Here is a 16230-nt window from a genome sequence, read left to right on the forward strand (position 1 = left end):
ACACATGGTTCGTCTCATCGCATCCTTCGTCGGCGCGGCCTTCGTGCTGGTGCTCGGCATCGCGCTCTTCGGCAGCGTCTACGGGGTCATCACCGATCCCGTCGCGCCGACCGCGGAGAGCGTCGCGCACAAGCACCCCAAGGAACTCGAGCTCGCCTCCAATGGCGTATTCGGCAAGTTCGACCGTCGCCAGCTGCAGCGCGGGTTCCAGGTCTACAAGGAAGTCTGCTCGGCCTGCCACTCGCTGCGGCTGGTGGCGTTCCGCGACCTGACCAAGATCGGCTATACCGACCCCGAGGTTAAGGCGATCGCCAACCAGTGGGTCATCGAGCAGCCGTCGATCAACCCGGAGACGGGTGAGCCGGCAACGCGCAAGAATATCCCGTCGGATCACTTCCCGTCGCCGTTCGCCAACGAGATCGCCGCGCGCGCCGCGAACAACAACGCGCTGCCGCCCGATCTCTCGCTGATCACCAAGGCGCGCGAGGACGGCACCGCGTATGTCCATTCGCTGCTGACCGGCTACACGACGCAGCCCGCCGCGCTGCTGAAGGAATTCCCGGATATCAAGACGCCGACCGGGCTCCACTACAATCCGTATTTCGCGAACCTCAACATCGCGATGCCGCCACCGCTCACGTCTGATGGCCAGGTCGCTTACGCGGACGGGACCAAGGCGACGAAGGAGCAGATGTCGACCGACGTCTCGGCGTTCCTGACCTGGACCGCCGAGCCCAATCTCGAGGCGCGTCATGCCGCCGGGTTCGCGTCGATCATCTTCATCCTGATCTTCTGCGGCCTCGCCTGGGGCGCGTACCAGAACGTCTGGCGCGACGTTAAGCATTGATGGTGGCCGGGCTCCCGCGGTAAGGGCGCATGGATAAGGGAGCGGCGGACGGGTGGTAAGCCCGGTCCGCCGCTTTCGTTTTGGCCGTAGCACCCTGTCGCGATACGGCCGCCGCTCCGCGCGAAGAAGGGAACGTCCATGGCCGATATCAACGAGCGCAACGCCGATCTGAAGGCCCTGATCCGCACCATCCCGGACTTCCCCAAGCCAGGCATCCAGTTCCGCGATATCACCACACTGTTGCTTGATCCGGCAGGCTGGGCGACCGCGATCGAGCGAATGGTCGAAGCAGTATCCGGCCCCGTCGACCTAGTCGCCGGAATCGAAGCCCGCGGCTTCCTCTTCGCAGCCGCCTTGGCCGCACCGCTAAAGGCCGGCGTCCTGCTGATCCGCAAGGACGGCAAGCTCCCCGGCGCCACCATCGCAGAAGACTACGCGCTCGAATACGGCACCGACCGCATCGCGATTCATGCCGATGCGCTTGCCCCCGGCGCGCGCGTCCTGCTGGTCGACGACCTGATCGCCACCGGCGGCACCGCCCGCGCCGCCGTCCGCCTGCTCCACAAAGCCGGCGCGGTCGTCATGCAAGCCCAGTTCCTGGTCGACCTTCCCGACCTGGGCGGCGCGGAAGCACTGCGCACAGACGGCATCGAAGCAACCGCGCTGATCCACTTCCCCGGCCACTGACGGCTCGAAGGACATAATCACATAGCCGTTCCCCCGCGGACGCGGGGGCCCAGCTAAATACCGTAGCATACCGTCACCCTGGACCCCCGCGTTCGCGGGGGAACAGTATGGGGCGTGTGCAACGAAACGTGTGGGGCTCCTGAACAACCCCAAACCCCGTCAGACCCCATTCATGGAACTTGCGATACACCGACTCCGTTATGCGATGAATGGCGGCGCGTTGTGTCCGCTCTCCACGTACGGGAGAACTTCCATGTTTATGAAGCGCTTCGGCATTATCGGCCTAGCCTTGGGTCTCGGACTAGGCGTCGCGGGCTGTACTGACGGTTATGGCTATGGCGGCGCGGGCGTCGGTTATGCCAGTGATCCCTATTACGGTGGTGGCTACGGCGACGGCTATTACGGCGCAGGCTACGGCGGCGGCTATGACGGCTTCGCAGGCTATGGCGGCTTGAACTCCTATTACGGCTGGAGCGGCGATTATTATTATCCCGGCTCGGGCGTGTACGTCTACGACCGCTACCGTCGCCCACACCGCTGGAACGGAAACCAGCAGCGCTACTGGCAGGGCCGCCAGCAATATCGCGGCAACCACAACGACGGCGGTCGCGGCAACTGGGGCGGATTCGGCAACCGCGGAAATGGCGGCCGAGACGGCGGCTGGCGTGGCAACCGTCCGGGCTACCAGGGCAACCCCGGCACCCCCGGTCAGGGCCAGTTCGGCAACGGCCGTCCCGGGCGAGGTCCCGGCCAAGGCTGGGATCGTGGCCGTGGCCCCGATCGCGGCCAGTTCGGTCAACCCGGCCAGCCCGCTCAGCCCGGCCAGGTCACCAACCCGCAACAGCCCCAGGCTCAAGGCGGCTTCCGCGGCAATCGCGGCGACGGCGCATTCCGAGGCAATCGCGGCGGCGGCGGCCAGCGGTTCGGCGGCGGACAGCGCTTCGGTGGCGGACGTCAGGGCGGTGGCAACCGCGGCGGCGGTCGTCCGGCGCAGTAACTAGAGCAGATCGGTTCACGCGAAGGCGCGAAGAGAAGGATTAGTTTTTCACGCGGAGACGCCGAGACGCGGAGAGTAGTTCGGGAACGGCGCGGTCCACTCATCGCGACAGTGAAGCCCACGACGAAGCTCTGCCATCCTAAATCTCTCCGCGCCTCCGCGCCTCCGCGTGAACAAATCTTCTCTTAGCGCCTTCGCGCCTTCGCGTGAAAAACACCGACGTCAGACGAAAAGCCGGATTACGTGAGGGGTGATCGACCGCCAATCAACCGGTCGGCGTGCCAGCAGGGCGGGTAGCCACTAACCCATTAGACACGAACGTCATCACCATCACGTCGTCCTGATTGAACACCCGCATCCGGCTCTTGAAGATCCCCATCTCCGGCCGGCTCGCCGACACCCGCTTCTCCAGGATCTCGGTCTCGCAACGCAGAGTATCTCCCGGATACACCGGCTTCACCCACTTCAACTCGTCGATCCCAGGCGACCCGAGGCCAGCCTGCTGGTTCTCCTTCAGGTTCGCGACCACCATCGACATCACCATCGCACACGTATGCCAGCCGCTCGCCGACAACCGCCCGAAATGCGTCTGCGCCGCCGCCTCGTCGGACAAGTGGAACGGCTGCGGATCGTATTTCGCGGCAAAGTCCATCACCTCCTCGCGCGTGACCGCGTAGGAACCGAACGACGCGGTCCGACCGACCTCGATATCCTCGAAATACTGCACAACCTCTCCTCTTATCGTTGCAGCACCTTCTGGAAGGGTGCGTCGGTGCCGTCCAGCCCCGCCTCGGCCGGCAACCCGATCAGATCACGCAGCAAAGGCTCGATCGCCACGTTGTCGAAGCTCGGAATGGTCTTGCCCGCCACGAACGCCGGCCCGTTGGAGATGAACAGCGCGCGCATCTCCGGCGCCATATTGTCATAGCCGTGCATGCCGCCGACCGAAGCCTTGGTCGGCGCGCTCGGATCGACCCGCCAGCCGACATCGGCGAGGCACAGATAGCTCGGCACGCGCGGATTGCGCCCATAATGGAACCGCGCCGGGATCTCGCCCTTGCGCCAGCATTGCAGATGATCGTGGGGCTTTAGCAATCGCGCCTCCAGCGCCGCCTCATGTCCCGGCACCGCGAACAGTGTCGCGTACGGTCCGGTCTCGACGGTGCGATAGTCCGCCTTGTCCGCGATCGTATCCAGCGCCACGACCCGCGAGCTGCTCGTCGCCGCCATGCCATGATCCGCGACGATCACCAGGTTCGCCCGCTGCCCCAGCGCGGCAAGCCCATCGACCAGCGCGCCAATGCTCGCATCGACATCCGCCACCGCCTGCGTCACCCCAGCGCTGTCCGGCCCACCCGCATGACCCGCACTATCGACCGTATCGAAATACAACGTCACCAGTTTAGGCCGGATCGCGGCCGGCCGCCGCATCCAGTCGAGCACCGCGTTGACCCGCTGCGTCCCCGAAACCTGCTGGTTGAACTGCTGCCAATCCTCCGGCCGCGTCCCGCCGTCGATCACCCCGTGGCTGTCGGGCTTGACCTTGCCGCCGACCGCAACGTTCGCGCCTGGCCAGAACATCGTCGCGGTCCGGATCCCGGCCTTTTCCGCATCGACCCAGATCGGCGAGCTCTCGCTCCACCAGAACGGATCGTCCGTCGCCATGGTGAACGTCTCCCCCGGCCGCGCCGGATCCTCCATCCTGTTCCCGACGATCCCGCTGCGGTCGGGCCGCAGGCCCGTCACCAAAGTCCAGTGATTGGGGAAGGTGATGCTCGGAAACGACGGCCGCATGCTCGCGAACACGCCGCCAGCGCGCAGCCGGTTAAGGTGCGGCGTCACCCCCCGATCGAGATAATCCGGCCGGAAGCCATCGATCGACACGAGGATCGTGACCGGCGCCCGGGTCTCGCCCGGCATCGCAGCCGCCGCCGTCGTGGTCGGAGCAGGCGCAGTAATCGGCGCAAGGGCAGGGGGTGTATACGGATAGGCACACCCAGCGAGCGTCAGCCCGAGTGCAGAACCGAGGAGAGCCAGCGCGTTCTTCATCATAACCGTTCGTCCCGACCAAGTGGCGACTTCGCGCGGTCCTTACTCGGCACGAACGGCGAGCGGAAGCGACCGTTTGCGCAGGGCACCGGTCGCCCAACGAACAGCACCACCCCGGCGAAGGCCGGGGCCCAGTTGGGGAACGTAGCTGAGAGGCGTTGCGCGCCGTTACTCTTACCTACCCAACTGGACCCCGGCCTCCGCCGGGGAGGTAACGGAGGTGCCGAGACGTACAGGTGAGGTGGCCACCTGCAAGACTCGGCACGGGTCGTCGGCCTACAACCCCACCGCCAGCTTGCTGAACAACGTCCAACTCACCGGCGTCTTCCCATACGCCGCCTCCAGCGCCGCCGGCTTGGCATACGCCGCCACTGTCCCCCCGAGCGCCAACCCTAGCGGTCCGACGATCGGCACCCGGTACGCATACCCGACCTCCGCCTTCGTCACTCGGAACTTGGTATCATGCAAAGGATCGCCCTCGTCGGGAAACAGCTCGTCGTTCGCCACGTTCTCGACTCGCCCGAACACCGCATGCCGCGCCGAAAGCTCATACGTCGCCTCCGCCAGGAACGCGCTCAACTTCTCCCCCGGCACCCGGTCCTTGAGACTATACGCGAACGTCGTCGCCAGCCCGCCCCGCGCATATTGCACACTCGCAGTCGAGCGGTTCTCATCCTCGCCCGGATGCTGCGCCTCGGGCTCCTTCAGATGGCCATGGCTCACCTGCACCGCCCAGAACGGCGACGGCGTCCACGTCCCGCGCACGCTCCACGAATCGAGTCGCGGCGTCTCGATATTCCAGCGATGCTCGTCCGGCTCGCGCCCCTTGAACGCCGACGCCTCCAGCTGGAACGCGGGTGTCGCATACCCCGCCGTCACCACGCCGTAGGTGATATGCGTCGAGTCGAACCAGTGATGCGTGATCGGCGACATCGGCTGATACCGCGCCGACCCCCGGTGCATGAACGCGCTCGGCCCTAGCGCCGGCTCGCCGACCGGCCCGCCATACAGGAAGACGGTGTTGCCGTTCCCCAGCCGATAATCGACCTTCGCGGCAAGCTCCATGAACAGGTCGTGCGGATGCTGCCGATCGACCAGCGGCCGGTCGTTCGCCAGCTCGCCGGTCGCAAACAGATTGGTATAGCCGCGCGCGCCCATCAGCGGCTCGAGGCTGTTCATCGTCCGCAGCTGGATATGGAACCGGTCGCCCAGGTCGCGGTCCGCCATCAGCATCGCCATCGACTGCACGAACGCCTCGCTCTTCCCGCGCGGTCCCCCCTGGTCGGTCGCGACGCCCCACGCATAGCCATGCGCCATCAGCATCCACTCGCCGACCTGCGCCATATACCCGCGCATCGGCCCCTCGGCCGCCGGCAACCGCGACGTCCCGCTCCCCTGGCTGTAGAACCCGGCCGACGTCCCCATCGCCATTCCCGCCATTGCCGAACCCGCCGGCATCTTTGCCAGTGCCGCATCGGATGCCGCGCGGTAGGCGGGGTCGGCGATCATCGCATGCCCCATCGCGCCATGATCCATCGCCATCCCAGGCATCGCCGAGTGATCCATCTGCGCATGATCCATCCCCGGCATCGCGTCCGTCATCGCAGACGGCGTGGCTGGGGTCGGCGGAGCGACCGGAGCAGGGTGGCCCATCGCCGAATGGTCCATCGTCGAATGATCGATAGCCCCTCCAGACAGCGACGGAGGAACCGCCGGCGCAGCCGAACGCGCACCCGACCGCTTAGCCACCGGCCGCGACTTCGCCTTCTTCACCGTCTTCCTGGGAGCCGCATCCGGCATCGTCATACCCGGCATGGACGTGGCATGTTGCGCCACCGCGCCAACGGGCACCACCGCCGCCACGACACCGCCCGCAAGCAGCATCGCCCTCACGGCACCAGCCGCGAGAAACCTCGATCGAGTCATCATTATATCCTTGGAAAAGCCTGAAAATCACGGTGCCTCAGCACCCGGCGATCAAGCCTCCCGCGGAGGCCGCAAAGCCGGCGCGACGCCCGCCCCAAGATCCAGCACCGCCACGCGCTCGGTCACCATAGCCGGCTCCCGCAACGCCACGCCGAGCACCCGAGCGCCATTCCAGTTCGAAGGCGGCACGCACCCGATGCACCCATGCAGCGGCGTAGCCTTCCGATCGGGCGCCTCGTGATCCGGCCGATAGACCGATATCGCCTCGTGCGTCCCGCTCATCGCCGCCATATCCATGACGACGGCAGGCCCCCGCGAAGCAGACGCATCATGACACGCCGCCGGCGCCACCGCAGGAAACGCAAACGCAGCAAGGAGCAAAGCCAGGATCAGGCGCGCGAGCATGTCGCCGGTCTAGACCCCCACGCGACCCGCGACAACCGCGCAGTCTTTCCTTGAACCCGTCAAACCTACGGCCGCGTCAAACCGCCGACTTGCCCGAAAGCCGCGAAAGGTTCAGCCTCGACCCATGAAGACCCCAACGCACCCCGAACGAACCAAAACCCCGAGCACCCCCGCCGCCAAAGTCTCGATCAGGATCGGCAAGCGCACGACCTTCGACGCCTCGGTAACAACCGTCGGACTGCTATCGGTCGGCGCGCTCGTATCCAGCATCCTCCTGTCCAGCGCCGTCATAGTCGCCGCAGCAAGTCGCAAGGCCGCAAGACGACCATTGGCATTGCCTGATCTTACCAAGAGCAACGGCTAACGGCTGATAGTGGACGGTTGATGGATGTGCTTGGATACCTGATGGACAGATCGAGATCCGCGACAACTATGCTTACCATGTTGGCGGTTATGTCGCTTCTAAGTGGTTGCAACCGGCCCATTTCCGATGCCAACAAACTTGAGGCGATTCGAGCCGGGGCTCAGGCGCTGATGAAAAAATACCCGGCGGAACGACCAAAAAACTGGAGAAAAATCTCGAAGGGAAAATGGCCTGCGGCTATCGCCGACCTCTACCCTGAAGATGTAACGGTCCACACCTGGGGCGTGGATATCACGACCAAAGCATATTTCGATGGTGGCTATGGCTACGATGTGCCGGTCAGCAAAGCGAACCTTCCGATGCCCGCAGCTTGCTACTCGGAACCAAGTCGCGGTGTGTTCTGGCATGATCCGTGCTGAACCGGGGCTAATCTGCCGCAATGGAAATCGTGTAATCTACTGTCTCGGCAGTTGAGGCAGCAACCACCGATAAATATTCGTCAACTAGTACGCCCGTATGGTGGCGTATGGAGCGTTCCTTTATCGCGGTCACGGCGATCGCCTCGACATTGATGTTTGCCGGTGTCTGGAAAGCCACTGAGCCGCAGCCCATTCCTGCCCCGGCTATGGTCGATACCAAGGCGGTCCCCGATATGGCGATCGCCGCGCCGCCGGTGGTGCAGCGACACGCCGTCGCGCCTGCACGGCGCGTAGCACACGCCGAGCCCTACAACGTCGTGCGACCAGCATTTGGATCATCGCCACCGGCCCGCCCTTCAACCAACTCCGGATCGGAAAGCTCGGTATTCTACAGCGGATGTCGCGAAGTACGCGCGGCAGGCGCCGCACCGCTCCACCGAGGCCAGCCGGGCTACCGCGAAGGCATGGACGGCGATGGCGACGGGATAGCCTGCGAAAACTATCGCTGACCCGCCACCGCCAAACCCTCAGCTATGCAGGAAGTGCATCACGTCGCCGTCATGGACGACGTACGCCTTGCCTTCCGCGCGCAGCTTGCCCGCCTCGCGTGCCTTCGATTCCCCACCCAGCGCGATGAAGTCGTCGAATGCGATCGTCTCAGCGCGGATGAAGCCCTTTTCGAAATCGCCGTGGATTTCGCCCGCCGCCTGCGGTGCGGTCGCGCCCTCGTGGACCGTCCAGGCACGCGCTTCCTTCGGGCCGACCGTGAAGAACGTCAGCAGGTGGAGCAGCTTGTACCCGGCGGTGATGACACGCGCGAGGCCGGTCTCCTCCAGCCCCAGCTCGCCGAGAAACTCGCCGCGATCCTCGGCCGGCATCGTCGCGATCTCCGCCTCGATCGCCGCCGACACCACGACCGCCTCGGCGCCCTCGGCCTTCGCCTTCTCGAACACCCGCGCCGACAGCGCATTGCCGTTCGCCGCATCGCCCTCGTCGACGTTGCACACGTACAGGACCGGTTTCGCGGTCAGCAGCTGCGCCTGTGCGAACACGCGCGCCTCGTCCTCGTCCTTCGGCACGGTCAGCCGCGCGGGCTTGCCTTCGCGGAGCAGTTCGAGCGCCTGGCCGAGCACGGCGGCGCCGATCTTGGCTTCCTTGTCGCCCTGCATGCCCTTCTTGGTGAGGTTGGGGACACGCTTCTCGAGGCTTTCGAGATCGCTCAGCATCAGCTCGGTGTCGACCGTCTCGGCATCGGCGATCGGGTCGACCTTGTTGTCGACATGAGTCACGTCGCCGTCTTCGAAGCAGCGCAGCACATGGACGATCGCGTCGACCTCGCGGATGTTGCCGAGGAACTGGTTGCCGAGCCCTTCGCCCTTCGACGCGCCGCGCACCAGGCCGGCGATGTCGACGAAGCCGAGCTGGGTCTCGATGATCTTCTGCGATCCGGCGATCTTGGCGAGCGCGTCGAGCCGCTTGTCGGGCACGCCGACGTTACCGACGTTCGGCTCGATCGTGCAGAACGGATAGTTCGCCGCCTGCGCCGCGGCCGTCTCGGTCAGCGCGTTGAAGAGAGTGGACTTGCCGACGTTCGGCAGCCCCACGATGCCGCAGCGAAAACCCATGATATGCCCTTGGTATAAGAATGTGGTGGCGCTTTAGGGCAGGGCGGCAAGGAAGGCCAGTGAAGGCCGTGCGCGCGGTAAGAGTTCGTCCGGCTCCCCTCCCTGGAAGGGAGGGGCTGGGGGTGGGTAGGCCAGCCTTGGCCGCAACTGTTCCACGATCCGGACACCGACCCACCCCCAACCCCTCCCTTCCAGGGAGGGGAGAAGCCCACGCCTTGCGGCACGGTCCCGCTTCCCCCTGATCGACCCACTCGATTGCCGCAGTGCAGCAAAATAATCATACCGAACGGTAGTTATCATATGGTCGACGCTTATATCCCGATCCTAGCTTGAGATAGATCAGGAATTACATGACCACGACCGCCCACGGCTACGCCGCGCAATCCCCCGAAACCACGCTCGCGCCCTTCAGCTTCGAACGCCGCGAACCCGGCAAGACCGACGTCGCGATCGACATCGCGTTCTGCGGCGTTTGCCATTCCGACCTCCACACCGCCAAGGGCGAATGGGAAGGCACGCTCTACCCCTGCGTCCCCGGCCACGAGATTGTCGGCCACGTCACCGCGGTCGGCAGCGACGTCACCAAGTTCGAGGTCGGCGACGTCGTCGGCGTCGGCTGTATGGTCGACAGCTGCGGCGAATGCCCGTCGTGCAAGGACGGCGAGGAGCAATATTGCGAGACCACCGGCTTCGTCGGCACGTATAACGGCCCCGATCCCGTGCTCGGCGGCCACACCTTCGGCGGCTATTCGGACAAGATCGTCGTCGACGAAGGCTTCGTGCTGAAGGTCTCGCATCCCGAAGCCGACCTCGCCGCGGTCGCGCCGCTGCTTTGCGCGGGCATCACCACCTATTCGCCGCTCAAGCACTGGAAGGTCGGCCCCGGCCAGAAGGTCGGCATCGTCGGCCTGGGCGGTCTCGGTCACATGGGCGTCAAGATCGCCAACGCGATGGGCGCCGAGGTCTATGTCTTCTCGACTTCGCCGAACAAGCGCGACGATGCCAAGCGTCTCGGCGCGAAGGACCTGATCGTGTCGAAGGACGAAGCCGCGATGGCCGAACACGCCAACAGCTTCGACTTCATCCTGAACACCGTCGCAGCGAGCCACAACCTCGACACGTTCACGGCATTGCTCAAGCGCGACGGCACGATGACCTTGGTCGGCGTTCCCGAGCACGCGCATCCGTCGCCCTCGGTCGGCAACCTGATCTTCAAGCGCCGCGCGATCGCCGGCTCGCTGATCGGTGGCATCGCCGAGACGCAGGAGATGCTCGATTTCTGCAACGAGCACGGCCTGGTGTCGGACATCGAGATGATCCGCATGGACGAGATCGAACCCTCGTATCAGCGCATGGTGAAGAGCGACGTGAAGTACCGCTTCGTCATCGACATGGCCTCGATGAAAGCGGCCTGATCGAAGGCCGGCCCGTCCCAGCGGAGGAGCCGGCACCACCATCATGTACCGGAGCCCGGTTATATCAGTCTAGTTTTCAACTATAACTATAATACTGATCCGTAATCGATCAGGTTTTCAGCACAAGTCATAGATTAGCGTAGTGTATTACCTCGGATGTTCGGGGGGCGTTGCAATGCGTAAAAGAATAAGTGCAAGCTTGCTTACCATCGCAATGACAACGGGATGCGGGCCGATATTGCGAGATGTCCGTCACCCGGGGGGGTATCCCGGATATCTGCTCGACAAGCGAACATTCGACGCGTCGAGATCGAAACAGTTGCAGCTGTTCAGGGCGGCGCTGATTATGGCGATGGCGGCCCGGATGGGCACCGCCACCATTCGCGACGGGAAGGATGCGGACGCCTTCGTCGATTATCTTGCCGCTGCGGCGGACGAGATTAACTATGCAGGCGCAAGTCTCTATCCGGTCGATGGGCAATTGCCCTGCAAGGTTAAGGGCGCGAACCCATATATATCTCCGGTCGATGGGCTTCCGACGCTACCGCCTGCGAACTATGTCGCGTGCACTGGCGGGTATTACAGCTTGTTCGAAAGCGACGTGCCTATGATGGAGGCGCGGATATCAAGGCTGATGCTGGCCGCTCTACCTGAGGAGCGCGTTCGATCATTTTTGCAGGATTCGGCGAAGGGCAATGTCTTGTCGGCTGGATTGAACGCGATCAGGGCTGTCTCGGAAGCCGCCGGCGGATTGCACCGTGCCACAGGTGTCTATCGCACCGGCATGGAAGTGGTGGCGGCGAACATGACGACGTGCAAGCCGAAATCGGGTCAGCCAATCAACACATTGGGTGCCAACACAGCGCTTGCGTCTAAAGGCGCGATCGAGGCGCAGGAACATTCGACCGTTTGGGATGCCGTGGAGTGTATGGGGTTGTCGCACGATGACCTCTTCTCCAGCCCCGACGAGGCGAAGGGAACGGAGCTAGGGAAAACCGTCAGCATCAGCAGTTTCGACGCGATCATGCATATTGCTCGCACGGCCTGCAAGCGGCTGCAGATCAACACCGATATGGAACCTATGGCCCCGAAACTGACTGCATCTGAAATTGCAGGACGAGTTACAGTTCGAGACGACCAGTGTCGCCATATTGTATTCAAACCCCAAGCTCGACCGGGCAGCGAGCTTCACTGAGAAACGCGGGCACCGGTGTTCGAGCAGTGATCACCACCGATAATTGAAACTGATACTGATCCGCTCGCCGTCCATCTTTTTGAGGCCCGCATTCGTGACGACCTCATGCCGCAACCAGCTCTCCCACAGAAACACACTCCCAGGCTTAGGCTCGGCATACACGAACGTCCGCAGATCCTCCGCCGCATCCTCCAGCCGCGTCGGCGCCGCCATCATCATCGGCAACCGAGGATCCTCCAGCTTCAACGCCCCAGCCCCCTCGGGAATCGCCACGTACATCGTCCCCGACACCACGCTATGCGGATGGATATGCCCCGAATGCGCGCCCCCAGGCTTCAGGACGTTCACCCAAAGACTATCCAGCTTCAACTTCCGCCCGCCCAGATCGAACGCGCAATCCTTCGCGAACTGCGCGACATGCTTGTTCAGCACCCGCACCAGATCCCCGAACCGCGGATCGCGCAACGGCAGGTCGTTCAGCGACGCATACGACGTATACCCGCGATACCCATGCGCCTTCGACCACGCGACTCCGGCGCGATCCGCCTTCGCCAGTTCAAGCGCGGCGTCCTCCAATTCCTCGACCAGATCGTCGTCGCCGAGATCGGCCTCGTAGAACCGCGTGGCAAACAAGGAACGGGTGGTCATGGCTGCATCCTCAACGCGACATCGTTCATGAAGCGGACGTCGTCGCCTTCCGCCAGCCACTTCGCCTCCGCCGCGACCGCGCCGAGCATGTCTGACAGCGGCTCGATCTCGGCCTTCGCATAATTGCCGAGCACATAGCCGGTCACGCGATCCTTGTGCCCCGGATGCCCGATCCCCAGCCGAACGCGGCGAAACTCGGGTCCCAGATGCTGGTCGGTCGAGCGCAAGCCATTATGCCCCGCGGTCCCGCCGCCGGTCTTCACCTTCACGCGGAACGGCGCGATGTCGAGTTCGTCGTGGAACACCGTCAGCGCCTCGACGCCGAGCTTGTAGAACCGCAACGCCTCGCCGATCGCGCGGCCGCTCTCGTTCATGAAGGTGGCTGGCTTCAGCAGCAGGATCTTGGTCGAACCGATCCGCCCCTCCTGCGTCCAGCCCTGGAACTGCTTCTTGACCGCGCCGAAGCCGTGTACCTCGGCGATCGCGTCGGCGACCATGAACCCGACATTGTGCCGGTGCATCGCATATTGCGCCCCCGGATTGCCGAGTCCCGCCCAGATCTGCACGTGTGATTCTCCAAAAGAACGCGTCGGCCACTCAACCGTGTTCTCCTGCGAACGCAGGAGCCCAGGGTAACGGGCGGCGGCACTGCTTGATCCTGGACCCGCGCGTTCGCGAGGGAACAGGAGGGCAAGCCCCATAAAACGAAACGGGCGGGAAAGCCCTAGCTTTCCCGCCCGCCAGATCATCCTAAGACGAAGGGCTGAACCCTCAGTCCTTCTTCTGCGGCGTGATCTTGTCATCGTCGTTGTCGTCGTCGTTAGGCTCAACGACCGGCTCTTCGTCCGAAGCAGCCTCGGCAGCCTGAGCTTCGGCGACTTCAGCCTCGAGCTCTTCGTCCTCGACGGTCGGCACGGTCGGCGGCACGATCGTGGCGATCGCGAAGTCGCGGTCGTCGATCGCGGGCGTCGCGCCCTTGGGCAGCTTCACGTCGCTGATGTGGATCGAATCACCGATCTCCAGACCTGCGAGCGAAATCGTGATCTCGCTCGGGATGTCCGAAGCGTCGACGACCAGCTCGATCTCGTGACGCGTGATGTTGAGGACGCCCTTGCCCTTCTTGATGCCCGGTGCGTCGTCCTCGTCGGTGAACGCGATCGGCACGGCGACCGTCACGGTCGAATGCTCGCCGATGCGCAGGAAATCGACATGGATCGGGCGATCCGAGACCGGGTGGAACGAGACGTCCTTCGGCAGCGTGCGCACGCCGTTGACCATCACGACGGAATTCATGAAGTGGCCGGTCATCAGCGCCTTCATCAGCGCCTTTTCCTCGAGGTGAACCGAGGTTGGTTCCTGGTTCAGGCCGTAGATCACGGCAGGCACGCGGCCATCACGACGCAGCGCCCGGGAGGCTCCCTTGCCAACCCGGTCACGCGTCTCGGCTGCGAGCGTCAACTGGTCGCTCATCTGTATTCTCCGAAACTCGTTTGTTGTCCTTCCCGCCCACGCCTCCAGGGATGACCATGGACCGGAAGCGCGGGCGCATAGCGGAAAGCGGCGTTAGAATCAACTAAACCTGTACCCTCGCCCCTCCGGGGAGAGGGAGGGGCCCGCGTGCGCTTGCACGTGGGAGGGTGAGGGGCGGTGAGGCTCGGGGCGGGTATCCCAACTCCCCCTCACCCTTCCGTCGCAAGTGCTCCTCCCTCCCTCTCCCCGAGGGGAGAGGGACTTGGGCATCAATACTTTACCCGCTCGGCCCTCACGCCAAGCTTAGCCAATTGCGCCTGGACGCTGTCCTTGCCCGCCAAATGCCCGGCGCCGACCGCGACGAACACAGTCCCCGGCGTCCCGAGCCGAGTCTTCACCCACTCCGCCCACCGCGCGTTACGATCCACCAGCAGCACCTTCGCCACCTCCGGCGAATCCTTCAGACTATCGTTCATCTCTTTCGCCAAAGCTTCAGGATCCCCCTTCGCCCACTCGTCGACCATCGTCGCCATCGTGCTCTCGAGCTTCGGCAACTCGTCGATCGTGCTGCCGAGGAACTGCATCTGCGCCTTCTGCGACAGCCCGCCGAAATACCCCAGCTGCTGCTCCGCGGTCTCCAACCCGATCACCGGCTTGCCCGCAGCCTTGGCCGCCGCCGTGATCACCTGCTCGGGCCCGTTCGCCGCATCATAGCCAAGCTTCGACAGCGGCGCGATCGACAGGTTGGTCGCCGCCAGCCAAGGCTTGAACCGATCGAACGCATTCGCCGGCAGCCCCAGATCGGTCACCGCCTTCGCATACGCCGCGCGCTTGTCCGCGGGCAGCTGCTCGGTCAGCGTCGGCCCGTCCTTCGACACCCCCGTCGCCATCACCAGCGACTGCATCTTGGCAGGATCGGGCATCACCAGCTCCAGCACCACCTGGTTCGAGCGATCGAACGCAGTCTTCACCGCCTCGTCGAACCACGTCATGCCGGGCTTCAACACATGGATCGTCCCGAACAGGTAGATCGTCGTGTCCTTGTCCTTCACCACCCAGAGCGCGGGATCGGCATCGTTCGCGGCTTGTACAGGCTTCGGCGCGACCTGCGCACAGGCGGGCAGGGCGAACGCCATGGCGATGGCAGAGAGCGCGGATCGGAACGAAACGATCTTCGAAAACAGCTTCAAGACGACGACATCCTCATTGTTGGTTTGGCCCCATGTAGGACGCCCGGCCGCAACGCACCACTTGCCTCCCGCACCCCCATCCGCCAAAGCCCAGCCCGTGACCCAGCCCGTGACCCAGCCACCGACAAAGCCTCTTAGCTTCCAGCGCATGATCCTCACGCTCCACGATTACTGGAGCGAACACGGATGCCTGATCCTGCAGCCCTACGACATGGAAATGGGCGCGGGCACCTTCCATACCGCCACCACGCTCCGCGCGCTCGGCCCCAAGCCGTGGAACGCCGCGTTCGTACAGCCCTGCCGCCGCCCAACCGACGGTCGCTACGGCGAGAACCCCAATCGGCTCCAGCATTACTACCAGTATCAGGTCATCCTGAAGCCGAGCCCCGCCAACCTCCAGGAACTCTACCTCGGTAGCTTGGCCGCGATCGGCATAGACATGCTGAAGCACGACATCCGCTTCGTCGAGGACGACTGGGAAAGCCCGACGCTCGGCGCCTGGGGTCTCGGCTGGGAGGTCTGGTGCGACGGCATGGAGGTGACGCAGTTCACCTATTTCCAGCAGATGGGCGGCTTCGACATGAAGCCCGTCGCCGGCGAACTCACCTACGGGCTCGAGCGCCTGGCGATGTATATCCAGGACAAGGACTCGGTCTACGATCTGGCGTTCAACGACGCCGGCGTAACCTACGGCGACGTGTTCCTGGAGAACGAGCAGGAAATGTCGAAGTGGAACTTCGAGATCGCCGACACGGACTCGCTCTTCGACCAGTTCCGCAAGCACGTCGCCGAATGCGAGAACAGCCTCTCCGCCAAGCTCCCGATCCCAGCCTACGAACAGGCGATCAAAGGCAGCCACATCTTCAACCTGCTCCAGGCCCGCGGCGTAATCTCCGTAGCCGAACGCCAAGCCTATATGGGCCGCGTCCGAGACCTCGCCAAAGGCGCGTGCGCAGCCTGGATGGACAAGCACGGATGGGCGGCATGATGCCC

At 64.1% G+C, this 16230-nt stretch carries 18 protein-coding genes; 9 read left to right on the plus strand and 9 right to left on the minus strand.

Annotated features, from left to right (window positions below):
* Positions 1-4: 4 nt before the first annotated feature.
* From ASE69_RS15575 to ASE69_RS15585, 3 genes are all read left to right on the plus strand, one after another.
* Positions 5-847, plus strand: a complete 843-nt coding sequence (locus ASE69_RS15575) for a cytochrome c1 (protein WP_056488616.1) — start codon at positions 5-7, stop codon at positions 845-847.
* 138 nt (positions 848-985) lie between these two features.
* The gene (locus ASE69_RS15580; RefSeq protein ID WP_056488620.1) at positions 986-1534 is read left to right on the plus strand and encodes an adenine phosphoribosyltransferase; all 549 of its coding nucleotides are present in this window, start codon (positions 986-988) and stop codon (positions 1532-1534) included.
* 253 nt (positions 1535-1787) lie between these two features.
* The gene (locus tag ASE69_RS15585; RefSeq protein WP_082453166.1) at positions 1788-2531 is read left to right on the plus strand and encodes a hypothetical protein; all 744 of its coding nucleotides are present in this window, start codon (positions 1788-1790) and stop codon (positions 2529-2531) included.
* A 265-nt stretch (positions 2532-2796) separates the two neighbouring features.
* Here the strand turns inward: ASE69_RS15585 and ASE69_RS15590 are convergent, their stop codons facing one another.
* The 4 genes from ASE69_RS15590 to ASE69_RS15605 all read right to left on the minus strand — a co-directional run bounded on the left by ASE69_RS15590 (position 2797) and on the right by ASE69_RS15605 (position 6911).
* Positions 2797-3258, minus strand: coding sequence for a MaoC family dehydratase (locus ASE69_RS15590; protein WP_056488626.1), 462 nt, complete (start codon positions 3256-3258; stop codon positions 2797-2799).
* Between the two features lie 11 nt (positions 3259-3269).
* The gene (locus ASE69_RS15595) at positions 3270-4580 is read right to left on the minus strand and encodes an ectonucleotide pyrophosphatase/phosphodiesterase (protein WP_414883356.1); all 1311 of its coding nucleotides are present in this window, start codon (positions 4578-4580) and stop codon (positions 3270-3272) included.
* Positions 4581-4856: 276 nt separating this feature from the next.
* Positions 4857-6506 (minus strand): hypothetical protein, encoded by a 1650-nt coding sequence (locus ASE69_RS15600; protein ID WP_235518852.1) that lies wholly within the window; start codon positions 6504-6506, stop codon positions 4857-4859.
* A gap of 51 nt (positions 6507-6557) precedes the next feature.
* A complete protein-coding gene (locus tag ASE69_RS15605; RefSeq protein ID WP_056488635.1) occupies positions 6558-6911 on the minus strand; it encodes a hypothetical protein in 354 nt (117 codons plus the stop codon).
* A 124-nt stretch (positions 6912-7035) separates the two neighbouring features.
* On the opposite strand from ASE69_RS15605, the gene ASE69_RS22175 reads away from it, so the two are divergent.
* The 3 genes from ASE69_RS22175 to ASE69_RS15615 all read left to right on the plus strand — a co-directional run bounded on the left by ASE69_RS22175 (position 7036) and on the right by ASE69_RS15615 (position 8203).
* Positions 7036-7275 carry a hypothetical protein gene (locus ASE69_RS22175; protein ID WP_156362362.1) on the plus strand — a complete coding sequence of 80 codons (240 nt, stop codon included), beginning with the start codon at positions 7036-7038 and terminating at the stop codon, positions 7273-7275.
* 77 nt (positions 7276-7352) lie between these two features.
* Positions 7353-7694 (plus strand): hypothetical protein, encoded by a 342-nt coding sequence (locus ASE69_RS22180; RefSeq protein WP_156362363.1) that lies wholly within the window; start codon positions 7353-7355, stop codon positions 7692-7694.
* A 107-nt stretch (positions 7695-7801) separates the two neighbouring features.
* Complete coding sequence (locus tag ASE69_RS15615) at positions 7802-8203, plus strand: excalibur calcium-binding domain-containing protein (RefSeq protein ID WP_156362364.1); 402 nt, start codon at positions 7802-7804, stop codon at positions 8201-8203.
* Between the two features lie 18 nt (positions 8204-8221).
* Here the strand turns inward: ASE69_RS15615 and ychF are convergent, their stop codons facing one another.
* Positions 8222-9319, minus strand: a complete 1098-nt coding sequence (gene ychF / locus ASE69_RS15620; protein WP_056488639.1) for a redox-regulated ATPase YchF — start codon at positions 9317-9319, stop codon at positions 8222-8224.
* Between the two features lie 350 nt (positions 9320-9669).
* Between ychF and ASE69_RS15625 the strand changes: the two genes are divergently transcribed.
* Both ASE69_RS15625 and ASE69_RS15630 read left to right on the plus strand, forming a co-directional pair.
* A complete protein-coding gene (locus ASE69_RS15625) occupies positions 9670-10734 on the plus strand; it encodes an NAD(P)-dependent alcohol dehydrogenase (protein WP_056488642.1) in 1065 nt (354 codons plus the stop codon).
* A 319-nt stretch (positions 10735-11053) separates the two neighbouring features.
* Positions 11054-11929, plus strand: a complete 876-nt coding sequence (locus ASE69_RS15630) for a hypothetical protein (RefSeq protein ID WP_156362365.1) — start codon at positions 11054-11056, stop codon at positions 11927-11929.
* Positions 11930-11959: 30 nt separating this feature from the next.
* On the opposite strand, the gene ASE69_RS15635 is transcribed toward ASE69_RS15630, so the two are convergent.
* The 4 genes from ASE69_RS15635 to ASE69_RS15650 form a co-directional block, all read right to left on the minus strand.
* Positions 11960-12577, minus strand: a complete 618-nt coding sequence (locus tag ASE69_RS15635) for a TIGR02466 family protein (protein ID WP_056488648.1) — start codon at positions 12575-12577, stop codon at positions 11960-11962.
* A complete protein-coding gene (gene pth / locus ASE69_RS15640; protein WP_056488650.1) occupies positions 12574-13143 on the minus strand; it encodes an aminoacyl-tRNA hydrolase in 570 nt (189 codons plus the stop codon). The genes ASE69_RS15635 and pth overlap by 4 nt, the downstream gene beginning before the upstream one ends.
* A 205-nt stretch (positions 13144-13348) precedes the next feature.
* Positions 13349-14047, minus strand: a complete 699-nt coding sequence (locus tag ASE69_RS15645; protein WP_056488652.1) for a 50S ribosomal protein L25/general stress protein Ctc — start codon at positions 14045-14047, stop codon at positions 13349-13351.
* A gap of 269 nt (positions 14048-14316) precedes the next feature.
* Entirely contained in the window at positions 14317-15183 is an 867-nt protein-coding gene (locus tag ASE69_RS15650; protein ID WP_056489399.1) for a TraB/GumN family protein, read from the minus strand.
* Positions 15184-15385: 202 nt separating this feature from the next.
* Between ASE69_RS15650 and ASE69_RS15655 the strand changes: the two genes are divergently transcribed.
* Entirely contained in the window at positions 15386-16225 is an 840-nt protein-coding gene (locus ASE69_RS15655; protein WP_056488655.1) for a glycine--tRNA ligase subunit alpha, read from the plus strand.
* Positions 16226-16230 lie beyond the last annotated feature (5 nt).

Source organism: Sphingomonas sp. Leaf208, assembly GCF_001421415.1.
In the GTDB taxonomy this organism is placed as follows: Bacteria; Pseudomonadota; Alphaproteobacteria; order Sphingomonadales; family Sphingomonadaceae; genus Sphingomonas.

Excerpts from the sequence above, each read along its gene's own strand:
- ASE69_RS15605 (WP_056488635.1), bottom strand. The coding sequence starts at position 6,911 with ATGCTCGCGCGCCTGATCCTGGCTTTGCTCCTTGCTGCGTTTGCGTTT.
- ASE69_RS15655 (WP_056488655.1), top strand. The coding sequence starts at position 15,386 with ATGATCCTCACGCTCCACGATTACTGGAGCGAACACGGATGCCTGATC.
- ASE69_RS15650 (WP_056489399.1), bottom strand. The coding sequence starts at position 15,183 with ATGGCGTTCGCCCTGCCCGCCTGTGCGCAGGTCGCGCCGAAGCCTGTA.
- ASE69_RS15595 (WP_414883356.1), bottom strand. The coding sequence starts at position 4,580 with ATGAAGAACGCGCTGGCTCTCCTCGGTTCTGCACTCGGGCTGACGCTC.
- ASE69_RS15585 (WP_082453166.1), top strand. The coding sequence starts at position 1,788 with ATGTTTATGAAGCGCTTCGGCATTATCGGCCTAGCCTTGGGTCTCGGA.
- ychF (WP_056488639.1), bottom strand. The coding sequence starts at position 9,319 with ATGGGTTTTCGCTGCGGCATCGTGGGGCTGCCGAACGTCGGCAAGTCC.
- ASE69_RS15580 (WP_056488620.1), top strand. The coding sequence starts at position 986 with ATGGCCGATATCAACGAGCGCAACGCCGATCTGAAGGCCCTGATCCGC.
- ASE69_RS15635 (WP_056488648.1), bottom strand. The coding sequence starts at position 12,577 with ATGACCACCCGTTCCTTGTTTGCCACGCGGTTCTACGAGGCCGATCTC.
- ASE69_RS22180 (WP_156362363.1), top strand. The coding sequence starts at position 7,353 with ATGTTGGCGGTTATGTCGCTTCTAAGTGGTTGCAACCGGCCCATTTCC.
- ASE69_RS15625 (WP_056488642.1), top strand. The coding sequence starts at position 9,670 with ATGACCACGACCGCCCACGGCTACGCCGCGCAATCCCCCGAAACCACG.
- ASE69_RS15645 (WP_056488652.1), bottom strand. The coding sequence starts at position 14,047 with ATGAGCGACCAGTTGACGCTCGCAGCCGAGACGCGTGACCGGGTTGGC.
- ASE69_RS15600 (WP_235518852.1), bottom strand. The coding sequence starts at position 6,506 with ATGACTCGATCGAGGTTTCTCGCGGCTGGTGCCGTGAGGGCGATGCTG.
- ASE69_RS15615 (WP_156362364.1), top strand. The coding sequence starts at position 7,802 with ATGGAGCGTTCCTTTATCGCGGTCACGGCGATCGCCTCGACATTGATG.
- ASE69_RS22175 (WP_156362362.1), top strand. The coding sequence starts at position 7,036 with ATGAAGACCCCAACGCACCCCGAACGAACCAAAACCCCGAGCACCCCC.
- ASE69_RS15575 (WP_056488616.1), top strand. The coding sequence starts at position 5 with ATGGTTCGTCTCATCGCATCCTTCGTCGGCGCGGCCTTCGTGCTGGTG.